Annotated in this window: 18 protein-coding genes; 2 read left to right on the forward strand and 16 right to left on the reverse strand. The window is 44.4% G+C overall.

Translation table 11 applies throughout. From position 1 onward, the window contains the following. Nucleotides 1-341 precede the first annotated feature (341 nt). The 3 genes from ASD40_RS37510 to ASD40_RS27230 form a co-directional block, all read right to left on the reverse strand. Entirely contained in the window at nt 342-548 is a 207-nt protein-coding gene (locus ASD40_RS37510; protein ID WP_156390200.1) for a hypothetical protein, read from the reverse strand. A gap of 214 nt (nt 549-762) precedes the next feature. Next, nucleotides 763-1,977, reverse strand: coding sequence for a glycosyltransferase family 4 protein (locus tag ASD40_RS27225; protein WP_063860269.1), 1,215 nt, complete (start codon nt 1,975-1,977; stop codon nt 763-765). Between the two features lie 23 nt (nt 1,978-2,000). Continuing rightward, the gene (locus ASD40_RS27230) at nt 2,001-3,224 is read right to left on the reverse strand and encodes a glycosyltransferase family 4 protein (protein WP_057306225.1); all 1,224 of its coding nucleotides are present in this window, start codon (nt 3,222-3,224) and stop codon (nt 2,001-2,003) included. Nucleotides 3,225-3,399: 175 nt separating this feature from the next. On the opposite strand from ASD40_RS27230, the gene ASD40_RS27235 reads away from it, so the two are divergent. Next, the gene (locus ASD40_RS27235) at nt 3,400-3,753 is read left to right on the forward strand and encodes a hypothetical protein (RefSeq protein WP_057306226.1); all 354 of its coding nucleotides are present in this window, start codon (nt 3,400-3,402) and stop codon (nt 3,751-3,753) included. Between the two features lie 23 nt (nt 3,754-3,776). Beyond that, entirely contained in the window at nt 3,777-4,853 is a 1,077-nt protein-coding gene (locus tag ASD40_RS27240; RefSeq protein WP_057306227.1) for a glycosyltransferase family 4 protein, read from the forward strand. Nucleotides 4,854-4,921: 68 nt separating this feature from the next. Here the strand turns inward: ASD40_RS27240 and ASD40_RS27245 are convergent, their stop codons facing one another. The 13 genes from ASD40_RS27245 to ASD40_RS27305 all read right to left on the reverse strand — a co-directional run bounded on the left by ASD40_RS27245 (nt 4,922) and on the right by ASD40_RS27305 (nt 17,339). Continuing rightward, nucleotides 4,922-5,647 (reverse strand): glycosyltransferase, encoded by a 726-nt coding sequence (locus tag ASD40_RS27245; RefSeq protein ID WP_057306228.1) that lies wholly within the window; start codon nt 5,645-5,647, stop codon nt 4,922-4,924. A 13-nt stretch (nt 5,648-5,660) separates the two neighbouring features. Continuing rightward, a complete protein-coding gene (locus tag ASD40_RS27250) occupies nt 5,661-6,377 on the reverse strand; it encodes a glycosyltransferase (protein WP_057306229.1) in 717 nt (238 codons plus the stop codon). 12 nt (nt 6,378-6,389) lie between these two features. Beyond that, nucleotides 6,390-7,286 (reverse strand): NAD-dependent epimerase/dehydratase family protein, encoded by an 897-nt coding sequence (locus tag ASD40_RS27255; RefSeq protein WP_057306230.1) that lies wholly within the window; start codon nt 7,284-7,286, stop codon nt 6,390-6,392. Between the two features lie 5 nt (nt 7,287-7,291). Continuing rightward, nucleotides 7,292-8,113, reverse strand: a complete 822-nt coding sequence (locus tag ASD40_RS27260; RefSeq protein ID WP_057306231.1) for a dTDP-4-dehydrorhamnose reductase family protein — start codon at nt 8,111-8,113, stop codon at nt 7,292-7,294. Continuing rightward, the gene (locus tag ASD40_RS27265; RefSeq protein WP_057306232.1) at nt 8,110-9,096 is read right to left on the reverse strand and encodes an SDR family NAD(P)-dependent oxidoreductase; all 987 of its coding nucleotides are present in this window, start codon (nt 9,094-9,096) and stop codon (nt 8,110-8,112) included. Before ASD40_RS27265 ends, ASD40_RS27260 begins: the two co-directional genes overlap by 4 nt. Beyond that, nucleotides 9,086-10,180 carry a non-hydrolyzing UDP-N-acetylglucosamine 2-epimerase gene (gene wecB, locus ASD40_RS27270; RefSeq protein WP_057306233.1) on the reverse strand — a complete coding sequence of 365 codons (1,095 nt, stop codon included), beginning with the start codon at nt 10,178-10,180 and terminating at the stop codon, nt 9,086-9,088. Before wecB ends, ASD40_RS27265 begins: the two co-directional genes overlap by 11 nt. After that, complete coding sequence (locus ASD40_RS27275; RefSeq protein ID WP_235549395.1) at nt 10,177-12,000, reverse strand: glycosyltransferase family 4 protein; 1,824 nt, start codon at nt 11,998-12,000, stop codon at nt 10,177-10,179. The genes wecB and ASD40_RS27275 overlap by 4 nt, the downstream gene beginning before the upstream one ends. 152 nt (nt 12,001-12,152) lie before the next feature. Further along, on the reverse strand, nt 12,153-12,455 hold the full coding sequence (locus tag ASD40_RS27280) for a hypothetical protein (RefSeq protein ID WP_057306235.1): 303 nt from the start codon (nt 12,453-12,455) through the stop codon (nt 12,153-12,155). Further along, nucleotides 12,412-13,635 (reverse strand): CgeB family protein, encoded by a 1,224-nt coding sequence (locus ASD40_RS27285; protein ID WP_063860268.1) that lies wholly within the window; start codon nt 13,633-13,635, stop codon nt 12,412-12,414. Before ASD40_RS27285 ends, ASD40_RS27280 begins: the two co-directional genes overlap by 44 nt. A gap of 15 nt (nt 13,636-13,650) precedes the next feature. Next, nucleotides 13,651-14,745: a CgeB family protein gene (locus ASD40_RS27290; protein ID WP_057306236.1), complete on the reverse strand. Its 1,095-nt coding sequence runs from the start codon at nt 14,743-14,745 to the stop codon at nt 13,651-13,653. 1 nt (nt 14,746) lies between these two features. Then, entirely contained in the window at nt 14,747-15,619 is an 873-nt protein-coding gene (gene rfbD / locus ASD40_RS27295) for a dTDP-4-dehydrorhamnose reductase (protein WP_057306237.1), read from the reverse strand. Further along, complete coding sequence (rfbB, locus tag ASD40_RS27300) at nt 15,616-16,620, reverse strand: dTDP-glucose 4,6-dehydratase (protein ID WP_057306238.1); 1,005 nt, start codon at nt 16,618-16,620, stop codon at nt 15,616-15,618. The genes rfbD and rfbB overlap by 4 nt, the downstream gene beginning before the upstream one ends. Continuing rightward, on the reverse strand, nt 16,620-17,339 hold the full coding sequence (locus ASD40_RS27305; protein WP_057306239.1) for a sugar phosphate nucleotidyltransferase: 720 nt from the start codon (nt 17,337-17,339) through the stop codon (nt 16,620-16,622). Before ASD40_RS27305 ends, rfbB begins: the two co-directional genes overlap by 1 nt. Nucleotides 17,340-17,474: the final 135 nt, after the last annotated feature.

Genomic DNA, 17,474 nt, shown 5'->3' on the forward strand with positions numbered 1-17,474 from the left:
AAACTGCTTCCTTTACTTAGCGCAAAACAAAACCAACTAAACCAATCGTCTCATTATATAGATCCAGTGGTCAAATATTACGAGCTTGGTCGATATTTTTATGAGCTAGAAGCTGCTCGTTTAGGATTGAATAAATATGATTAAATCATACTAGGATTGCACCCTTATCCATTATTTGATGGAGTACGAATCGTATAGGAAAAGTCTGGATTCCAGTGCTTAAAAATAGGGCCTGAAGCAATGGTCCCTTGATCATGCGGTTAACGATGTGGTGAATGTATACCAAAGCGCGATAGCTAAAAAGCGTGCTCTTACTGAATAATGAAACATGGATAAGTCAACTAATCGAGTAGGCCCATGCGCAAATGCAAAGGCCTCTCACAGATCCGGAAGTGCGGGTCATCGCATCCGGCTCTCCAGTCACTTTCCCCGTTGGGGATGGAGTTCTTTGTAAATTGCAAGTAACTATTTAGTCCGATTTCTTCAAACCATTTATTCGGCATCGCATACTGGGCGTAGGTCGAGTGGGAACTTCTCCATGCTGTCATTCTTGGCTACTTCTTCCTCCATATCTCCCCCTTCAACGATGCTTAAATTGATCTAAGAACTGAATCATTATAGGATCAGGCATTGTATAAGTTTCCGGCAAATTATTTTTAATTTGGTTCCATAGTTTATACTCTACTAGAAAATCCGGATTTGATACCTGAACCGAGAATAAGGAATTATACAAATCTCCGATAACATAAAATGAATCCATATTTATCTCCCCTTCTGAGCCAAAGCTTCTTGATATACGTTTAAAAACTGCGAGATCATTTTGTCTAACGCCCAGTGTTTCCGCGCCCACAGCTGTGCATTTCGGCCCATTTGCTTTCGAAAAGCTTCATTTTCCAGAAGTAGATTCAAATGGTTGCTTATCGCTTGAATATCACCTACTGGTAAAATAAAACCCGTTTCTCCGTCACGAACCATTTCAGGCACTCCGGTAGCGTCGGAAACAATTGACGGCACTCCCGCAAGCTGCGCTTCGATCAAAGAAAACGGTTGATTATCAAGCATGCTGGGATGAACGTAAATATCGGCATTTGCCAGAAGGAACGGCACGTCATCACGCCGCCCATAAAAGTGAACATGCTGCTGCAAACCTAAGTCGAAGCTTAAACGGCGAAATTCATCTTCCTGATCCCCATCTCCTACCATCCAACAAACCCAATCGCTTCTTACCCCCTTTAGTTTTGTTAAAGCATTAAGAAGAATTCGAGGTCCTTTCAGCTCCACCATGCGAGACGTATAAATAATTACCTTTTCACCTTTGGTGGGGCGAGGCAAAGGACTCCATAAAGCGGCTTGCCGCTCAAAGGCCTCAATATCGTAACCATACGGAAATACCTTAATGTGTCTGCTTGGGACAGAGAATTCATTTACCATACAGTTCTTCATCCACTGTGAAGAAGCAATCGTCACATCGCTGGAGACGGCGCCGAGATGCTCCCTCATAATAAGATATTTCCATAGATAGGAATCAGGACTCTGTATTAGGAACTTATGCTTAATTTCATAGGCTGCGGATCCGTGAATGCTAGCGATAAGAACCGTTTTGGGAGATTTTGCTCTACTGAAAGCTCTAGTTGAAAAAATATCGTGCGTATGGATAACATCGTACTTGTCTAACCCGAAATATGCGGCTGCTAATTCCATGCACAAGCATTCCATCTCGTAGTAATTAATCAAAGTGTCAAAATGGAGCGTCGGAAAGAGGGTCGCTGGCATTTTAACATCCAGCAGCTGCCTAAGCTTTCTTTTATCAACACGATTATGCGTATTCGGCATATGGATCATGAGATTGCCCTCGCTATTCCCGAATAGATCAACTCGGTGCCCCATCAGTTCCAAGCGTTCCTTGATTTGATTCATCAAGGTCCAGATGCCGCCAAGATGAGGAATTTGCCAGTAAGTCGCCAGTAAAATGTTCAAGCTCGCCCTCCCCCAAACAAATCTTATCGCTTTCTCGACAACATTTGATTATATACGTGAAATAACCGCTGGAGCATCGTATCCGGGGACCAATGCTCTAATGCCCAAACTTCTGCATTTCGACCCAATTTGTGTCGATAATTTTCATTATCCAGCAAGGTGCACAGATGCTTAAATAGCATATCGATATCTCCGACAGGGTAAACAAGCCCAGTATGGCCATGGACTACCATCTCTGGTACGCCTCCGGCATCTGATACGACGGACGGCTTGCCTGCGAGCTGTGCTTCTATAAGTGACAGCGGCTGATTATCAATCAAGCTCGGCAGCACATAAATATCAGACATTCGGAGTAAAGCCGGAACATCATTCCTCCTTCCGAAAAACTGGACGTGCTCCTGCAGCCCATGGTTTATCGCTTGTTGTTGCAACTCCGCCTGATCTTCTCCTTCTCCAATTATCCAACAAACCCAATCCTTTCGAGCTAACTTCAAATGATATAGAACCGTTACAAGATCGTGGATTCCTTTCAAATAAGTAAGACGAGACGCACAGATGATCACTTTTTTGTCTTGAGGACGCTGCAGCGGCGTAGATTCCTGCATTCTCCTTTGAAACGATTCGATATCATAACCGTAGGGGAACTCCGTAAAATGATGGTCAGGTACGTCAAACTCCTTAACCAGCAGATTTCTCAGCCAGTGAGAGTGAGTAATGGTTATATCAGCGATGCTGGCACCTACTTTTTCAATAAAAGAATAATAGTTCATTACCATAGAGTCCGGCCCTTCCACTTGGTGTCTGTAAGGCCAGGTTAAATAAACCTCTTTGGTTACCGAGCCGTGAAGCGAGACAAGTAACGGTGTTGATTTCGGCTTTACACGATTTAGCGCTACGGCCGAAATGACATCTTGAGCGTAGATGAAATCGTATTGCTGCAAGCCGAAATAAGCTGCACCCAGTTCCATGCAATATCGGTCCATTTCGATGTTAAAGAACCATTCGTGTTGATTTAGAACTGCAGGAAACACGTTTCCCACACTCATTTTCGTACAAAGAAGCGGTAGTAATTGTTCTTTTCGTATTACAATCCCCTTGTTCATCATGTGAAAGGTTTCATTAGCTCCTTTACCAAAAATATCGACTTCATGCCCCCATCGTTCTAATCTAACTTTTAACTGTTCCATAAACGTGCAAACTCCTCCCAGATGAGGAAGTAGCCAGGAGGTCGCCAGTAAAATTTTCATTTTTGTTCCTCATTTCAATAACTAAGATAGACGCTGCTATACAATATATGGTGACTGCTTCAGGATTGTATAGGTTGCTTCCTAATATCCAAAAAATATGTAGTTGTCCAAACCATTTTTCTCTTAATTTCATATACTAGATGTATTCCCACTCACTGGTAAGGAAGGTGTAGCCTTGTCTATATTCCGATTGGAATCGTTCGAATACGGCCCTATCGATTCCCGATATATTCAATCCGTCGATGTTATTATGCAAAATCTCGGTCCCAAAACGTTTGATGCACTAATCCAAGGATTTCATGCGTCGGGTTTGTTTCATTTATCTCTATATGCTCTGCAAAAGTTTCCGGAGCCAGGGTCCACGATAACGATTAACAACATTCTCACGCATAACATCCCCTTTAGTCTGCAAATTGTGACGAATACCAACACTACCGCTTATACAGCCATAACCGTTTATGCCAAAAATAATGGAGTCCTTGTTGCTATGTTCTCACAAAACGAATTCTTACTATTTGACCCGAATTAAAAGCAGAGGGGGAACACATTACAGTGAAATTTTTGTTCGTATTTTATGTGCCAACCGGGGGGATGGATGCCGTAAATCGCCACCGCTGCCGGGCTTTAAAGCAATTCGGCCATGAACCCCATTGTCTATACCTATATCCCGGTTCAGGCCAGCAAAACGTTACCGACATACCGACTTTTGTCACTAATGACGACAGGGATATCAAAACCATTCTAACAACTTACAAATACGATGCTATTGTAGTTACGACGATGTATGAAACATTTCCTAGATTTCGCGGACTCGGTTATAAAGGAATACTGATTTGGGAAATCCAAGGCTACGGTCCGATTACAATGGCACGAGCTGAGATCATCAACTCAGTGCCATACGTTAAAAAATACTGCTCGGCGATCCTATATCCAGACACCCCCCATATCGGAACTCTGTTGAACGAGATATACATGAACATGAATGTCCCCTTTTTCAGCTTCAACAATGCTTTCGATGTAAGTTCATTTTGTTACAAACCCCTGCCCCAGTGGGGAGTCCCGATCATCGCGTGGGTAGGCCGATTCGAGGACAATAAGAATTGGCGAGAATTATTGCTGATCGCTCACCAACTGATGGCCTATTATCCGCACCTTCATCTGTGGATGTTTGAAGACCCTAATTTGGCAGTACCGCAGGAACGGGCGGAATTTGATTTGCTAGTTCAACAGCTCGGCTTGCTCCATTGCCTCACAATTCATAGCAATATTCCGCATGCCCTGATGCAGGAGTATTATTCGATCATTGGCGATTCGGGCGGGTTCTTATGTTCCACATCGAAAATGGAAGGTGCGCCCCATTCCGTCGTAGAAGCGATGAGTTGCCTCTGCCCGGTACTGACCAGCGATAAAGACGGTGTTTGGAGCGCGATTATTCCAAATCAAACGGGTAAGATGTATCCGCTTGGTAACATCACTGCCGCCGTCATAGAGGGGCAGCAGTTGATTAGCAATCCGTATGCCAGGGAATATATCCGAACTAATGCCAAAATCCACGTCAGCATGGCATTCAGCCTGGAGAGATATGCTTGTCATTTCATGCAAATGATGAATGTGCTGTATGGAAAATAAGACACTTCGAACAATAGTCCTCTTTGCCCTTTATTAAAAGAGCAAAGAGGACTTTTTTACATGTTTCACTATTTCAGTTGCTGTTCCAATTGAACAATGTAACCGGCTAACCGTTGGATATACATTTCTCGAATGCAGGCAATCTCCCTGTGCATTTCCGGTTGAAATCGCTGGCTCCCCATTTGTTCGTGAATTCTGTATTTCAGCAGCGGCTCATCGAGATAGAAAAAATCGAACCCCGATAAAATGACCCGCAGCCACATCTCCAAATCTTGCGTATATCTGAAAGATTCATTAAATAATCCGACATACGAAAATAACTCTTTTCTCATTACCACCGTACAACCGTTCACGGGATAATCGTTTAGAAACATCCTGTACAAGTCAAGTTTATTGGTGAGACGAGGCCCGAGGAACGAGATGATCGTGTGATTGTACTCATTGATATAATCAAAGTTTGCACAGCTGATCCAGGCGCCATTCTGTATCATAAACGGAATTTGCTTGGACAGTTTCTCCGGAATAAACATATCGTCAGAGCTGAGCCAAGCGATATAGTCCCCGGATGCCATCGTAATCCCGTGGTTCAGAGCGCTGGCGGTTCCGCCGTTCGCCTTGCCCAAATAGTGAACGCGGTCTAAATAGGGCCGGATTCTATCAGAATGTACCGTAGATCCGTCATCGACCACGATGATTTCCACATTCGGATACGTCTGCGAGAGCGCGCTGGCAATTGCGTTTTCGACATATGCACAGTTATAGAACGGGATGATTATACTAACCTTCGGAAGCATGGTGACCTCTCCTTTATCTACTTGATTCGACGATCAACTGTTGCAGTGCCGGACGATATTTTTGCTGGATGAATTCCACTTCCAGTTCGATGGCGGGACGGTGCTTCATCGTTCCCATCTGTCCGTGCCACCGATACATGAGAAGAGGTTCATATAAATAGTGAAAGTAGATTCTCCCCAATATTACCCGTATCCACAATTCATAATCGTGGGTATAGGGAAGGCTCTCGTCGAAAAATCCAATGTAGTTCAAAATCTCCTTTTTCATCATCACCGTACAGCCGTTAACCGGATCGCAGGTCAAGAACGAATGATAAAAATCAATCACATTAGCGAACTGCGGTCCTAACATTCGACCCGTGATATTATTATAGGCATCGATTTGGTTGAATGCCGTAAAGCTGATGGAAGAATGATGAGCCATCATGAACCGTAGTTGTCTTTCAATTTTATCAGGATAGAACAGGTCATCCGAACTCAGCCATGCAATATACTGGCCAGATGCTATACGAATTCCGTGGTTCAACGCACTGGCCGTGCCTCCGTTGGCTTTGCCTAAATAATGAATACGGGTGAGAAACGGTTGAATTTTGTCCGCATACATCGTGGAGCCGTCGTCCACGACAATGATCTCAATGTTGGGATATGTTTGCCCGAGAGCGCTCACGATCGCTTGATCGATATAGGGGCAGTTATAAAACGGGATTATGATCGAAACTTTGGGATACATGTATTTCACCTCCTACTGGCTTGACCCATGGCGAGTTTTAAAATAATGGAAGGCATCAAGTAACGATTGTTGAAGAGGAATTAAAGGTTTCCATCCCAATTCCGTTATAGACCTTATATCGACGGGCTGAGGTGGAATGTAATGCTGAATTTGCCCGACATCCAAAGGCAAATCGCGGTCGATCATCGATTGATAAGCATTCGCGATATCGCCCAACGAATGATTACGGCCGGAGCCTAATGAATAAACAGTCCCTATCTTGCCGTGCAACAGGATAGTTTCATAAGCCCGAACGGCATCACGTACATCCAAATAGTCCCTTTGTTCAATCAAAGATGATAACCGAAACGGGGTGGAGTCGTTCTCTATTTCTATTTCCACAACTTTTTTGGCCAAAAGTCCACATATGCCGTTCGAGTTGCCGGGGCCGATTAAATTGGTCGGCCGAGCCATCATGACTTTTAAACCGAATAAATGCCACCAGCACTGTGCTGCTACAACCTGCAACGTTTTGCTTAAGCTGTATGGATTTTGCGGTTCAGGGTCATCCTTCATCTCAAAATGCATGACGGAGCCCACAATCACCGTCCGGCAGTGCGGCAAATTTCTCAGAGCGTGCAGCAGGTAAAATGTAGACATCACATTCGATTCGATATAAGCTACGGGTTCTTTCCACGATTCCGATACGGAATTACGACCTGCTAAATGAAGAACGTAATCCGGCTGGACCTCTTCAATCAATTTCTCAACTTGCGCACAATCTGTAAGATCGCAACATAGGACGTGATCGCTTGAATCCTTTTTGAGACGCATAACCTTAATCACTTCCATACCCAATTGGGCAAAATGTTCGCAGGCATGCCTTCCAGAAAATCCATTTGCTCCTGTAATCAATATTTTGGCGGTCATCAAGATCACATCCAGTTGCGTAATTCTTTAAGCATGGCCTCATATCCCGGAACTTTGTAATTGAAATTCCTTCTCGTATTGAGTAAAGTTCGATTCAACTTGACCTTATCATCAGCGCGTATAAGGACATTTGTTTTCATAAACGTTTGTTGAAATAACATAAGCAGATCGTATTTACTTATGTCCTCAGGTGCTCTTACATGCAGAAGCCCCTCCAAAGGCTCTTCTTCCAAGATATATTGTATACATTTAGCCAGCTCTAATGTGGTGATTCCATTCCAAATCGCTTGACGGTACCCGGCCACTTCCCCTTCTTGTTTCATAAACCACTGCAATAGCCCAATGCCATTTTCACGTATTTCTGGACCGATAATCGAAGTTCGAATTGTTAGATGGGGACTATCCGTTACCTCTCCAAGCGCTTTCGATCTCGCGTACACGGAAGTGCCGTCCGGCACATCATCTTCTTTGTGATTGCCGTTATTACCGGTGAAGACGCAATCGCTGCTGATATGAATCAGCTTATAACCTAAACCATTCGCAGCTTCCTTCAACCGATGGGGTAAGATCCCGTTGAGCCAATAAGCTTCGACGGGATTTTTTTCGGCAGCCTCATTTAACAGACCAATACAGTTAATAACTACATCAGGAGACACGGCTTTCAAAACCTTTTCTGTCAGATCCCAGTCGCGGACATCCACATAAAGTCCATATGGGTCCTTCGATTGCCTGACGGTATAATATACGGAATGATCGCTGCATCGGCGGAAATATTGCACCAGCATATGACCTGCCATTCCGTGACCGCCCATAATTAACAGCTTCATGACAGAAAGCCTCCTTTAACGAGCATATCTTTGATTTTCTCCTTATTCATAAGCGACTGACTGGAGCAAAAGGAGCTGATTTCTACCTTTGGATAATGAGAATAATGTGCTTTCAATCCAGGAATGTCTTGAGAAGGTAAAATGACCAAATATTTATCGTCATACATCACCGTGCTTTTGCTTTCATATTCCGTAAGCAAAATTTCGTGAATTTTTTCTCCAGGCCGAATTCCCAGCTCAACAATTTCCACCTTCTTATTACCCAGTGACTCGATTAGCACTTCAGCTAAATCCAAAATTTTGCAGGTTGGCATAGTCATAACAAAAATTTCTCCACCTTGGCCTACTTCAGTAGCTCTTAACAAAAGCCCTATTGCTTCCCGTTGTGTTAAGAAAAAGCGAGTCATTTCTCTGTCGGTTATGCCGATTTGCTCCTTTTCCTTGATTTGTTTCATAAATAAATGAATGACACTTCCGTTCGTTCCGAGCACATTGCCTCCCCGGACACATACAAATTTGGTACCCGAATTCAGAAGGTTTGCATTAACAATTAACTTTTCTCCGATCGATTTGGTCATCCCGTAAAAGTTGGACGGATTCGCCGCTTTATCAGTGGAAATATTTATAACCTTCTTCACTTTGTTTTCGATGGCGGCTTCAATCACGTTCTGTGTTCCGTTAACATTTGTTTTTAATGCTTCATAGGGTTGATCTTCGCAGACGGGAACATGCTTGAGTGCCGCCAAATGGAACAAATAATCAACTTTTTCACAAGCTTTCATCAGCGCATCTCTATCTCTCACATCTCCGATACAGAAGCTGAGTCTGGGATCATCAAACGCTCGCTTCATCGCAACCTGTGTGGATTCATTGCGGGAGAATACAATGATTTTCTTTGGATTTTCCGGAAGCAGTTGTTCGATGAGCTCGTAGCCCCAGGATCCCGTTCCACCTGTGACTAAAATTGTCGTGTTAGTAAACATGCTCTTTACCTCCTAATAAATATTGAACGACTTTTTGGGAAACATTCGTATCCAAATAGCCATCCGGACAACGCCACTCAGCTGGGAAATTGACCATAACCCGAACCGCATTCAATATTTGCTCGGCGCGAAGGCCAGATACGACATTACTGCCGCAGTCTACGGTCTCAGGCCGTTCGGTGGTCGTTCGTATCGTCACCGTTGGCACATGGAAAATGCAGCATTCCTCTTGAACGGTGCCGCTGTCAGTCAAGACACAGAAAGCATGCTTCTCCAGATGCACAAAATCAAAAAAACCAAATGGCTCATGAAATTGAACCAGTGGATGCATCGTGACCATGCCATCCTTCTCGAGTCGTGATTTGGTACGGGGATGAATGCTGCAAATGACTTTATGTCCAAAGGTTTCAGCAACCAGATTAAGTCCTTTGAGAATTTGCTGGAGTCGTTCAGGATGATCCACATTTTCAGCACGATGCGTCGTAACCAGAAAGTAGGGCTCGCCTTTTAAATCTAACTTTTCCAGAATGCCGCTTTGCTCAATGCGTGTCTCATAATGAGTCAGCACTTCATAAATGGGATTCCCTGTGACGATAATGCGATGACTTGGTACGCCCTCCCTGAGCAGATTATCTCGGCTGTAACGGGTGTATGGCATATTAATGCTAGAAATCGCATCGATCACTTTCCGGTTCTTCTCTTCCGGTACAGCGAGATCGAAACAGCGGTTACCCGCTTCCATGTGAATCACGGGAATACCCATGCGCTCAGCAAGGATGCTGCTGAGTGCACTGTTCGTATCACCCAGAACAAGCACTTTATCCGGGCGTTCAAGGGTAAATATGCGTTCTAGCTCTGCGAAAAGGACCGAGAGCTGCCCTCCTAATGTACGCTGCTGATTCTGCAGCATATAATCGGGTTGGCGCAGCCCCAGCTCCTCGAAAAACACGTCGCTAAGCGTAGAAGTGAAATTCTGTCCTGTGTGAATGAGCACGTGTTGGTCAGCCAGCTCATCCAGCTTCTGAATAATGAGACTCAGCCGGATAATCTCAGGGCGAGTCCCCAAAACAGTCGCGATTTTCATCTTTTTCCTCCTACTTTCACGATGCCTTTATGCCCTAGTTTCCGTTTTGTATTTGCCCTTTTCGCACGAAGGCTCTTCCGCCTGCGCACCCTCGTCGGCTTTTTCTTCGCGCTCGCCTTCCGAGCAGCTGCTTTTCGTTTGCGCGCTTTGATTCCGCCCTTGGCAAACCTGTTTGTACCTTTTCTAAGCTTTGTTCCTTGTTTTAGCTTTTTTCGACTTTTCAGCTTTTTCCTTATGATCAGCTTAGCTTTACGCTTGCTTCTTAGCTCCTTTTTCGCCTTCTCCTCCCCGCCAACAATAGGCAGACCAAGCGTATAAGTCGCTATAACGCTCTCTGGCAGTAAGACAACTTGTGATGGGCTGTACCCATGACCCCTAAGCGCTCCTTCTGTGGCAAAGGGATACCTCCCCCCATGCTGCATGAGGTAGACTGTTGGTCCCTGTCCTTTCGCTACATAGATGGCTGGGGCATATTCCAAAAAAGGCTCTTTGGCCCGAATCGGAATGCCTGTCGGAATCATCGCGAGCTGTTGATCGCCTACGATCCCAACTCGGTGCCAATCATATTTATAGAAATGGAAATCCTCACCCGTATAAATATGGCGCTTCATCCCTTGCTCAATGAGAAATACAGTATGTGAGGATTCGCCTTTTAGCAGCAAATAATCGGGAAATCTAGGTGCACGCTGCTTCTCTAACGATCTTGCTTCCAAGTGAGGCGAAAGAAGAGAAAGAAATTGTCCCAATCGGGAACGGTAAGCATCAATTCCAAATACTTGATGAATCGTTTGACTATTCCGACTGCCTATTTCCTGACGGATTCGGTGATCCGATAGTAGATACTGAACCTTGTTTGTGAGATCCTGAACATCTCCTTTTTGTGCCAGAAGGTGTTCATTTCCCGTAGAAGTCAATATTTCGATCAATCCGCCAGAGCGATAGGCAACAACGGGTTTACCAAAGATTAGACCTTCCAGTGCAGTTAATCCAAAACCCTCATTTAATAGACTAGGGACAACAACGACATCCATTGCAGGGTAAACCGATTGAATATCAGGCTCAAAAGAGAGGAGGGAGAATTGAGATGAATAGCCGGAATGCAAGATCATTTTTAAACAGGAATCCATATAAACGGGGTCAGTTGGTTTACCTGTAATCATAAAATGGGCCATAGGATTCGTTTTGCAAATGCATATTCCCATCTGAATAAAATGGTCCAGCCCTTTATTCGCATAGATGTCCGAAGAAATGTAACCAATGACAGGACGTTCATCATGGATGCCGATTTCTGCACGTTTGTTTTGTCTTTTAATCGGCCATTGGCCAGGGTCATAATGCTCTGTATGCCATGAAGGAGGAAGTACGAACATTTTATGATCACTCACAAATCCTTGAAGCGGCTGCAGCGTTGCATCGGATATGCCCACGATCCAGTCCGCATATTGATCCATAAGTCTTGCACTGAGAGGCGTGAATTCATTCATTTGAATGGTCTCCGCCACAATCCATGTGACAGGAATCCCTAATTTTTTAGCAGCAGCTGCCGGTGCAAGGTTGACGCAAGTATTCGTGATAACAAGGTCCGGTTCGTGGATGAGAAGAAGGTCAAGTAAACTGGGCATTCCTGAATGGACAAGCAGGTCCTGTAACAGTTGAGGTATTGCGGCTGTTGGATGATACATGTCATATAAAAGAGGGAACGATTGAACGACAGTTTCAATGCCATGGCGTCTAGCCTCTGCAGCTAATAGTCCTTCTTTCGGTACCACCAATGTACAGGCATAATGACGTCCCAGCTCCAAAGTCACAAAGAGCAGCATTTTTTCCGCCCCGGTAATATGATCTGGACTACAAAAATGGGAAAATAATAGGACTTTTGGTTTTTGTGGAGTCGACATGTGTAACATACCCGTTACGACAACCAGGTATGGAATTCACCTCCTTTTTTGAATACACTGGCGATAGCTCACGACTAAACCACCGGATGCTCTTGCTCCAAAGCATATCCTTGCGCAAAGCCAAATTTGTAGCCCTCATTGTAGGCTTTATCGAAGGCCTTATTGTATGCACGGACCTCATGCTTTTTCCTGCGTTTCTTGATTAATCTACGTCTTAGTTTATGTCTGGTCGATTTTGTCAGTCGACTGGGGCGAGGTTTTTTTTTGATAATCAGCTTCTTCTTTAATCGAGATTTGGTCTGCGTAGCGGGTTTCTTTTTTTGAATATTTATCTTAGACCCAAGCTTTCGAAGCTTTATCTTTTTGACCAATGCCATGCACCTCAGCTTCCTTACCGGTAGGACTATCGGTCTTAACCTTTTGTCCAAAAATAATCGCGAGCATGTTAGACAGCCTATTCGCATAGGTGTGATCTCGCATCGTACGATACAATCCTCGCATAGCTATTTGTTTACGTTCCTCTTCATGCGTCAAGTAATAGTTCATTTTCTCTATCAGTTCTTCTGGTGAGGCATAGGTCACAATATCGTAATCCGGTGTATAGAAGTTAACCAGGTCATCGCGTATATCTGTTATTTGAAGCGTGCCGCAGCCAGAAATCTCAAAAGTTCGCGGATTGGGTGAGGCCCCTATTATGCGTCGGCTATTATAGTTAAAAACCTGGTCATCGAACGCTCTATGCATATTAATGACTAGTTTGGCTCCGTTATAGGCATTCGCTGTATGCTCCGGATGCATCCAATTAGGGTGAATTTGTCGCGCCAGCAGCTTAAAGTGCTTCAGACGCTCCCACCATATGCCAGAAATGAAGATTCGCTTGTTTGCTAAATAGGGAGCAAGCTTATCGAACATCGCCACCCGGTTCCAATAAGCCGACCCGATGAAACAAATATCTCGCTGCAATCCGATTGGAGCAGGTTTTGGCCGAAACATTTCCGGATTAAATCCAAGGGGTAGGTAGTGAACCTGAGCACAACCCATTTCCTGATAGAAAGAAACGCAATTCACTTCCAACGTGAACATGAAATCGTAGTGGGGCGCGTAAGAGGCAGTATGGTCCGTGTAATAGGGATCATCGGCAAGCCATATGGCTGTGCGGATGCCCCTACTACGAATGCGATCTACCACATCTAGAGATAAATTCATTCCATATAGAACGATCATCAGGTTAGGTTTATAGACAGCAGCAAGCGTTTCAAGGTTTGCCTCCGGTCTCCCGATGCGGATCGGATCATCATCGCAGTTTCCTATAATCAATTCGCGAACCAATGGACGCAAACTGCCAATAATTGCATGATCCAAGGGCTCGTAAGGATAGCCTTTACCCGACGTAACGTACAACACGCGCACATCCCATACGGGATTTGGTACCCGATCCTGAATCGCTTTTTGAATAACGGCTTCACATTGACCCAACCGGACTCCGTTGGTATAGCCCACTTCATAACCGTTCTTATATCCCCGTTTCCTGGCACGGCGCTTATCGACTGAAGCCATCTATTCGACTCCTTTCTAGGCAAATACAATTTCCAACAGCTTTACTAATCGATTAGCGAATGTATGTTCGTTAATCGTTCTTCTCAAGCCTCTTATCGCAATTCGCAGCCTATCCTCTTCATGACTCAAGTAATGCTTCATCTTCTGGATAAGCTCAGCCGAATTAAGAAAGGTCTCGATATCTTGACCTGGTGTGTAATATAGATCCAAGTCGTGACGGTAGTCCGTTATTTGCAGCGTTCCGCATGCAGCAATCTCATACGTTCTAGGATTAATCGAATGACCAGGAATGTTCCTGCTATTTTTGTTGTACGTTTTGTGATAGGTTAGGCGATGTACGTTAATGACAATTTTAGCGCCGCTATAATATTTAACAGACTCCTCGATAGGAATCCAATGCAGCTTAATCCCTTGCTTTAAGAGTTCATACTGACTTAACTGGTTCCATAAAGCACCGGCCAGCAGCACCTTTTTATTCACTAAGAAGGGCGTTAACTGGTTGAATAAGTCGATTCGGTTGGGGAAGCCGTTTCCAATGAAGCAAATATCGCTGCAATACGCGGGATCAACCTGTAAGGGTTTAAATACCTTCGTATTGACCGCTAAGGGTAAGTAATGGACCTGAGTGCAACCAACTTCCCGATATAACGCTACACAGCTCATTTCATGGGTAAACACGTAATCATAGTGAGGAGCAAGAGAGGCCGTAAGATCGGTAAAATAGGGATCATCTGCAAACCAAATCGCTGTTCGTATGCCCATTTGTCTCACTTGATCGACATGGTCCGTATGATCAGCCGGAAAGACATGTAGACCATTCATGACTAGAACGAGGTTCGGTTGAAGCTCTCTCGCCAAACGAAGCAGATCCGCAGCAGATCCGACAATCACTTCTTGAACCGTCTCATTTAGCCCTTGAATAATCCCTTGATCGATCGCATCGAAGCCTTGAACAATAAATAACACTCTTGCTTCTCTGAGCGGTATAAGGGCAGGTGTTACCGTATCAAGAACAGACTTGCACCTCCCCATCCGGAGTCCTTGCTCAAGCCCTGCTCGGAATCCTCGTTTTCTTCCCATTTCCGAACTGGCAGCATTCCTCTTACTCATATCACACCTTCTTATCTACTACGGCTGGATAATCATGGTCAACTTGCAGAAAAAAGTTCAAAGCCGATTTCCAATCTCTCATAGGGGTAAACCCATTGTCTGAAATCGCTTTGTGATGAAAGGCCGAATACATCGGTCTTACAGCGGGCATTGGAAATAGATCCGAAGGAACAGGAATTAATGGAACATGCTCCATTTGCATGACTTTCAAAATGTGTGTGGCGAATTCATATCTAGAGCAAACCCCTTGATTCGAAGCGTGATAGATCCCGTACCTGTCCGTTTCAATGAGTTCTCTAAGAAAGATCGCCAGATCCAAGCAATAAGTAGGGGAACCGAATTGATCATCCACGATAGAAAGCGGCTCTCCTGATCTAGCCTTTTCTAATACCTTCGTAACAAAGTTAGCTCCCTTGGTTCCGTATAACCAGGAAGTTCGCACGACAAAATGCTTCGAGCAGGTCATTCTGACGAATTTCTCTCCAAGAAGCTTGGAATGGCCATACACATTGTTTGGATTGGTGATATCCCGTTCATCGTAAGGTGTTCCCTTCGTACCATCGAACACATAGTCTGTACTGACGTAGACAAGCTTAGCTCCTATTTGTTCGCAAGCCTTGGCTATATGCAGGGGACCGAGTGCATTCACTTGATAAGCAAGCTCCGTCTCCACTTCCGCCTTATCTACGTTCGTGTAAGCAGCCGCATGAATCACAACATCAGGGTGCTCCTGAAGAAGAATATCCATGACTCTCTTCTCATCACTGACATCTAATTGGTCTCTTCGCCAAGCTGTTATATCATGAACAGGTCGAAAAACGCGGTTGAGATCATACCCTAGCTGTCCTCCGGCACCGGTAATTAATATTTTCATGTGAGACCAGCTTCTTTGATTTGACGATAAGATCCGTTTGCAATACTTGCGAACCACTCGTTTTCCTGCACGTACCAATCAATCGTTTTTTTGAGTCCCGTTTCAAATGAATAAGACGGTTCCCAACCTAGCTGGCAACGAATTTTAGTACTATCAATCGCATATCGCCGATCATGTCCAAGTCGATCCGCTACGAATTGGATCAAATCCTCTGATTTGTTTAGCTCTTTCAATATGCTCTTTACGACATTCAGATTGGAGCGTTCGTTTTGTCCGCCGATATTGTAAACCTCCCCAGGGACACCATCCATGATCACCCGCTCAATCGCGCTGCAATGATCATCCACATACAACCAATCTCGTATATTCCTGCCATCGCCGTAGATCGGAATAGACTCATTGCGAAGGGCACGGGTAATCGTCATCGGAATGAGCTTTTCAGGAAACTGCCTTGGACCATAGTTATTAGAACAGCGAGTAATCACAGCCGGAAAACCGTAGGTTTCATAGTAGGCTCTAACTAGCAGATCTGAACCAGCCTTACTTGCGGAATAAGGAGAATTAGGGGCTAGCGGCGTCGTTTCAGTGAAAGCACCTTCCTCACCTAGTGATCCGTAAACTTCATCCGTCGAAATATGAATAAATTTCTTGACTTGGTGCTTTCTTGCCGCCTCCAATAAGCACTGCGTTCCCACTACATTCGTAACCACGAAACCGCGAGGGCTATGGATGCTTCGATCTACATGGGATTCGGCTGCAAAATGTACAACCACATCGACCCCTCGCTTCATTAGCTCGTTTATGAAGGCTTCATTTCCAATATCGCCGTATACAAACTGATAACCAACTTGCCCTTCTAATGCAGCGACGTTGTCCTTATTTCCCGCATAAGTAAGTAAATCTACATTTATCATATGATCTTGCGGATGCTGCTTTTTCCAGTAATGAATAAAATTACTTCCAATAAATCCCATGCCGCCAGTAACTAAAATCACTGCCATTAGCTATCCCCCATTCTGATAAAAAGAGTGGCTTGAAAGAGAGATTCATGTGTCCCGGCATCAATCCACCATCCTGTAAAGAACCCATGAGTAAGCGTGCCAGCAGCTGCGTACACATTGTTCACATCGGTGATTTCTAACTCGCCTCTTTTGGAAGGCCTTTGTTTTTTTATAATGTTAAACACGGTAGAATCAAATAAATAAATACCCGTAACCGCATAAGATGAGCTCGGATGATCCGGCTTTTCTTCAATCTGTTCAATGATGCCATCCTTCATCTTTGCCACACCATATCTTCTAGGATCATCCACTTTCTTTAGAATGACCATCGCTCCCTCTTCCTGCTTCTCGAAGGTATTGATAATCGGAACTAATGAATCTTCAAACAGATTATCACCAAGCAGAACGACGAATTTCTCTCCTTCCAGCACGAACTCCTCCGCAAGCGCCAATGCCTGAGCGATCCCGCCGGCTTTCTCTTGAAGCTTGTAAGTAAGACGGACACCAAACGTTTCACCGCTGCCCAAGTACTCTACATACAAACCTGCGGATTGTTTCCCCGTTATTAATAAAATATCTTGAATGCCAGCTTTGCTTAATTTCTCAATGGCATATTGAATCATGGGCAATTCACCAACTGGAAGTAAATGTTTATTGATGATGTTCGTTAGAGGACGCAAGCGGCTTCCTGTTCCTCCCGCCAGTACAACACCCTTCACAAGACATACCCCCTTCCAAGCGTTATAATATGCGTAGTCACATCCACTTCTTTAATCATATGCTTTCGTGATATATGGAAATTGGACGAATACCCCTGAATCAAAAATTGGTCATTCAACCACACGAAAAGTGGT

Source organism: Paenibacillus sp. Root444D2 (assembly GCF_001426375.1).
GTDB lineage: Bacteria > Bacillota > Bacilli > Paenibacillales > NBRC-103111 > Paenibacillus_E.

Coding starts and splice junctions, on each gene's coding strand:
- ASD40_RS27290 (WP_057306236.1), bottom strand. CDS start 14,745: ATGAGTAAGAGGAATGCTGCCAGTTCGGAAATGGGAAGAAAACGAGGA.
- rfbB (WP_057306238.1), bottom strand. CDS start 16,620: ATGGCAGTGATTTTAGTTACTGGCGGCATGGGATTTATTGGAAGTAAT.
- ASD40_RS27245 (WP_057306228.1), bottom strand. CDS start 5,647: ATGCTTCCGAAGGTTAGTATAATCATCCCGTTCTATAACTGTGCATAT.
- wecB (WP_057306233.1), bottom strand. CDS start 10,180: ATGAAAATCGCGACTGTTTTGGGGACTCGCCCTGAGATTATCCGGCTG.
- ASD40_RS27285 (WP_063860268.1), bottom strand. CDS start 13,635: ATGGCTTCAGTCGATAAGCGCCGTGCCAGGAAACGGGGATATAAGAAC.
- ASD40_RS37510 (WP_156390200.1), bottom strand. CDS start 548: ATGACAGCATGGAGAAGTTCCCACTCGACCTACGCCCAGTATGCGATG.
- ASD40_RS27260 (WP_057306231.1), bottom strand. CDS start 8,113: ATGAAGCTGTTAATTATGGGCGGTCACGGAATGGCAGGTCATATGCTG.
- ASD40_RS27250 (WP_057306229.1), bottom strand. CDS start 6,377: ATGTATCCCAAAGTTTCGATCATAATCCCGTTTTATAACTGCCCCTAT.
- ASD40_RS27230 (WP_057306225.1), bottom strand. CDS start 3,224: ATGAAAATTTTACTGGCGACCTCCTGGCTACTTCCTCATCTGGGAGGA.
- ASD40_RS27255 (WP_057306230.1), bottom strand. CDS start 7,286: ATGACCGCCAAAATATTGATTACAGGAGCAAATGGATTTTCTGGAAGG.
- ASD40_RS27280 (WP_057306235.1), bottom strand. CDS start 12,455: ATGGCATTGGTCAAAAAGATAAAGCTTCGAAAGCTTGGGTCTAAGATA.
- rfbD (WP_057306237.1), bottom strand. CDS start 15,619: ATGAAAATATTAATTACCGGTGCCGGAGGACAGCTAGGGTATGATCTC.
- ASD40_RS27265 (WP_057306232.1), bottom strand. CDS start 9,096: ATGTTTACTAACACGACAATTTTAGTCACAGGTGGAACGGGATCCTGG.
- ASD40_RS27275 (WP_235549395.1), bottom strand. CDS start 12,000: ATGCTGCTCTTTGTGACTTTGGAGCTGGGACGTCATTATGCCTGTACA.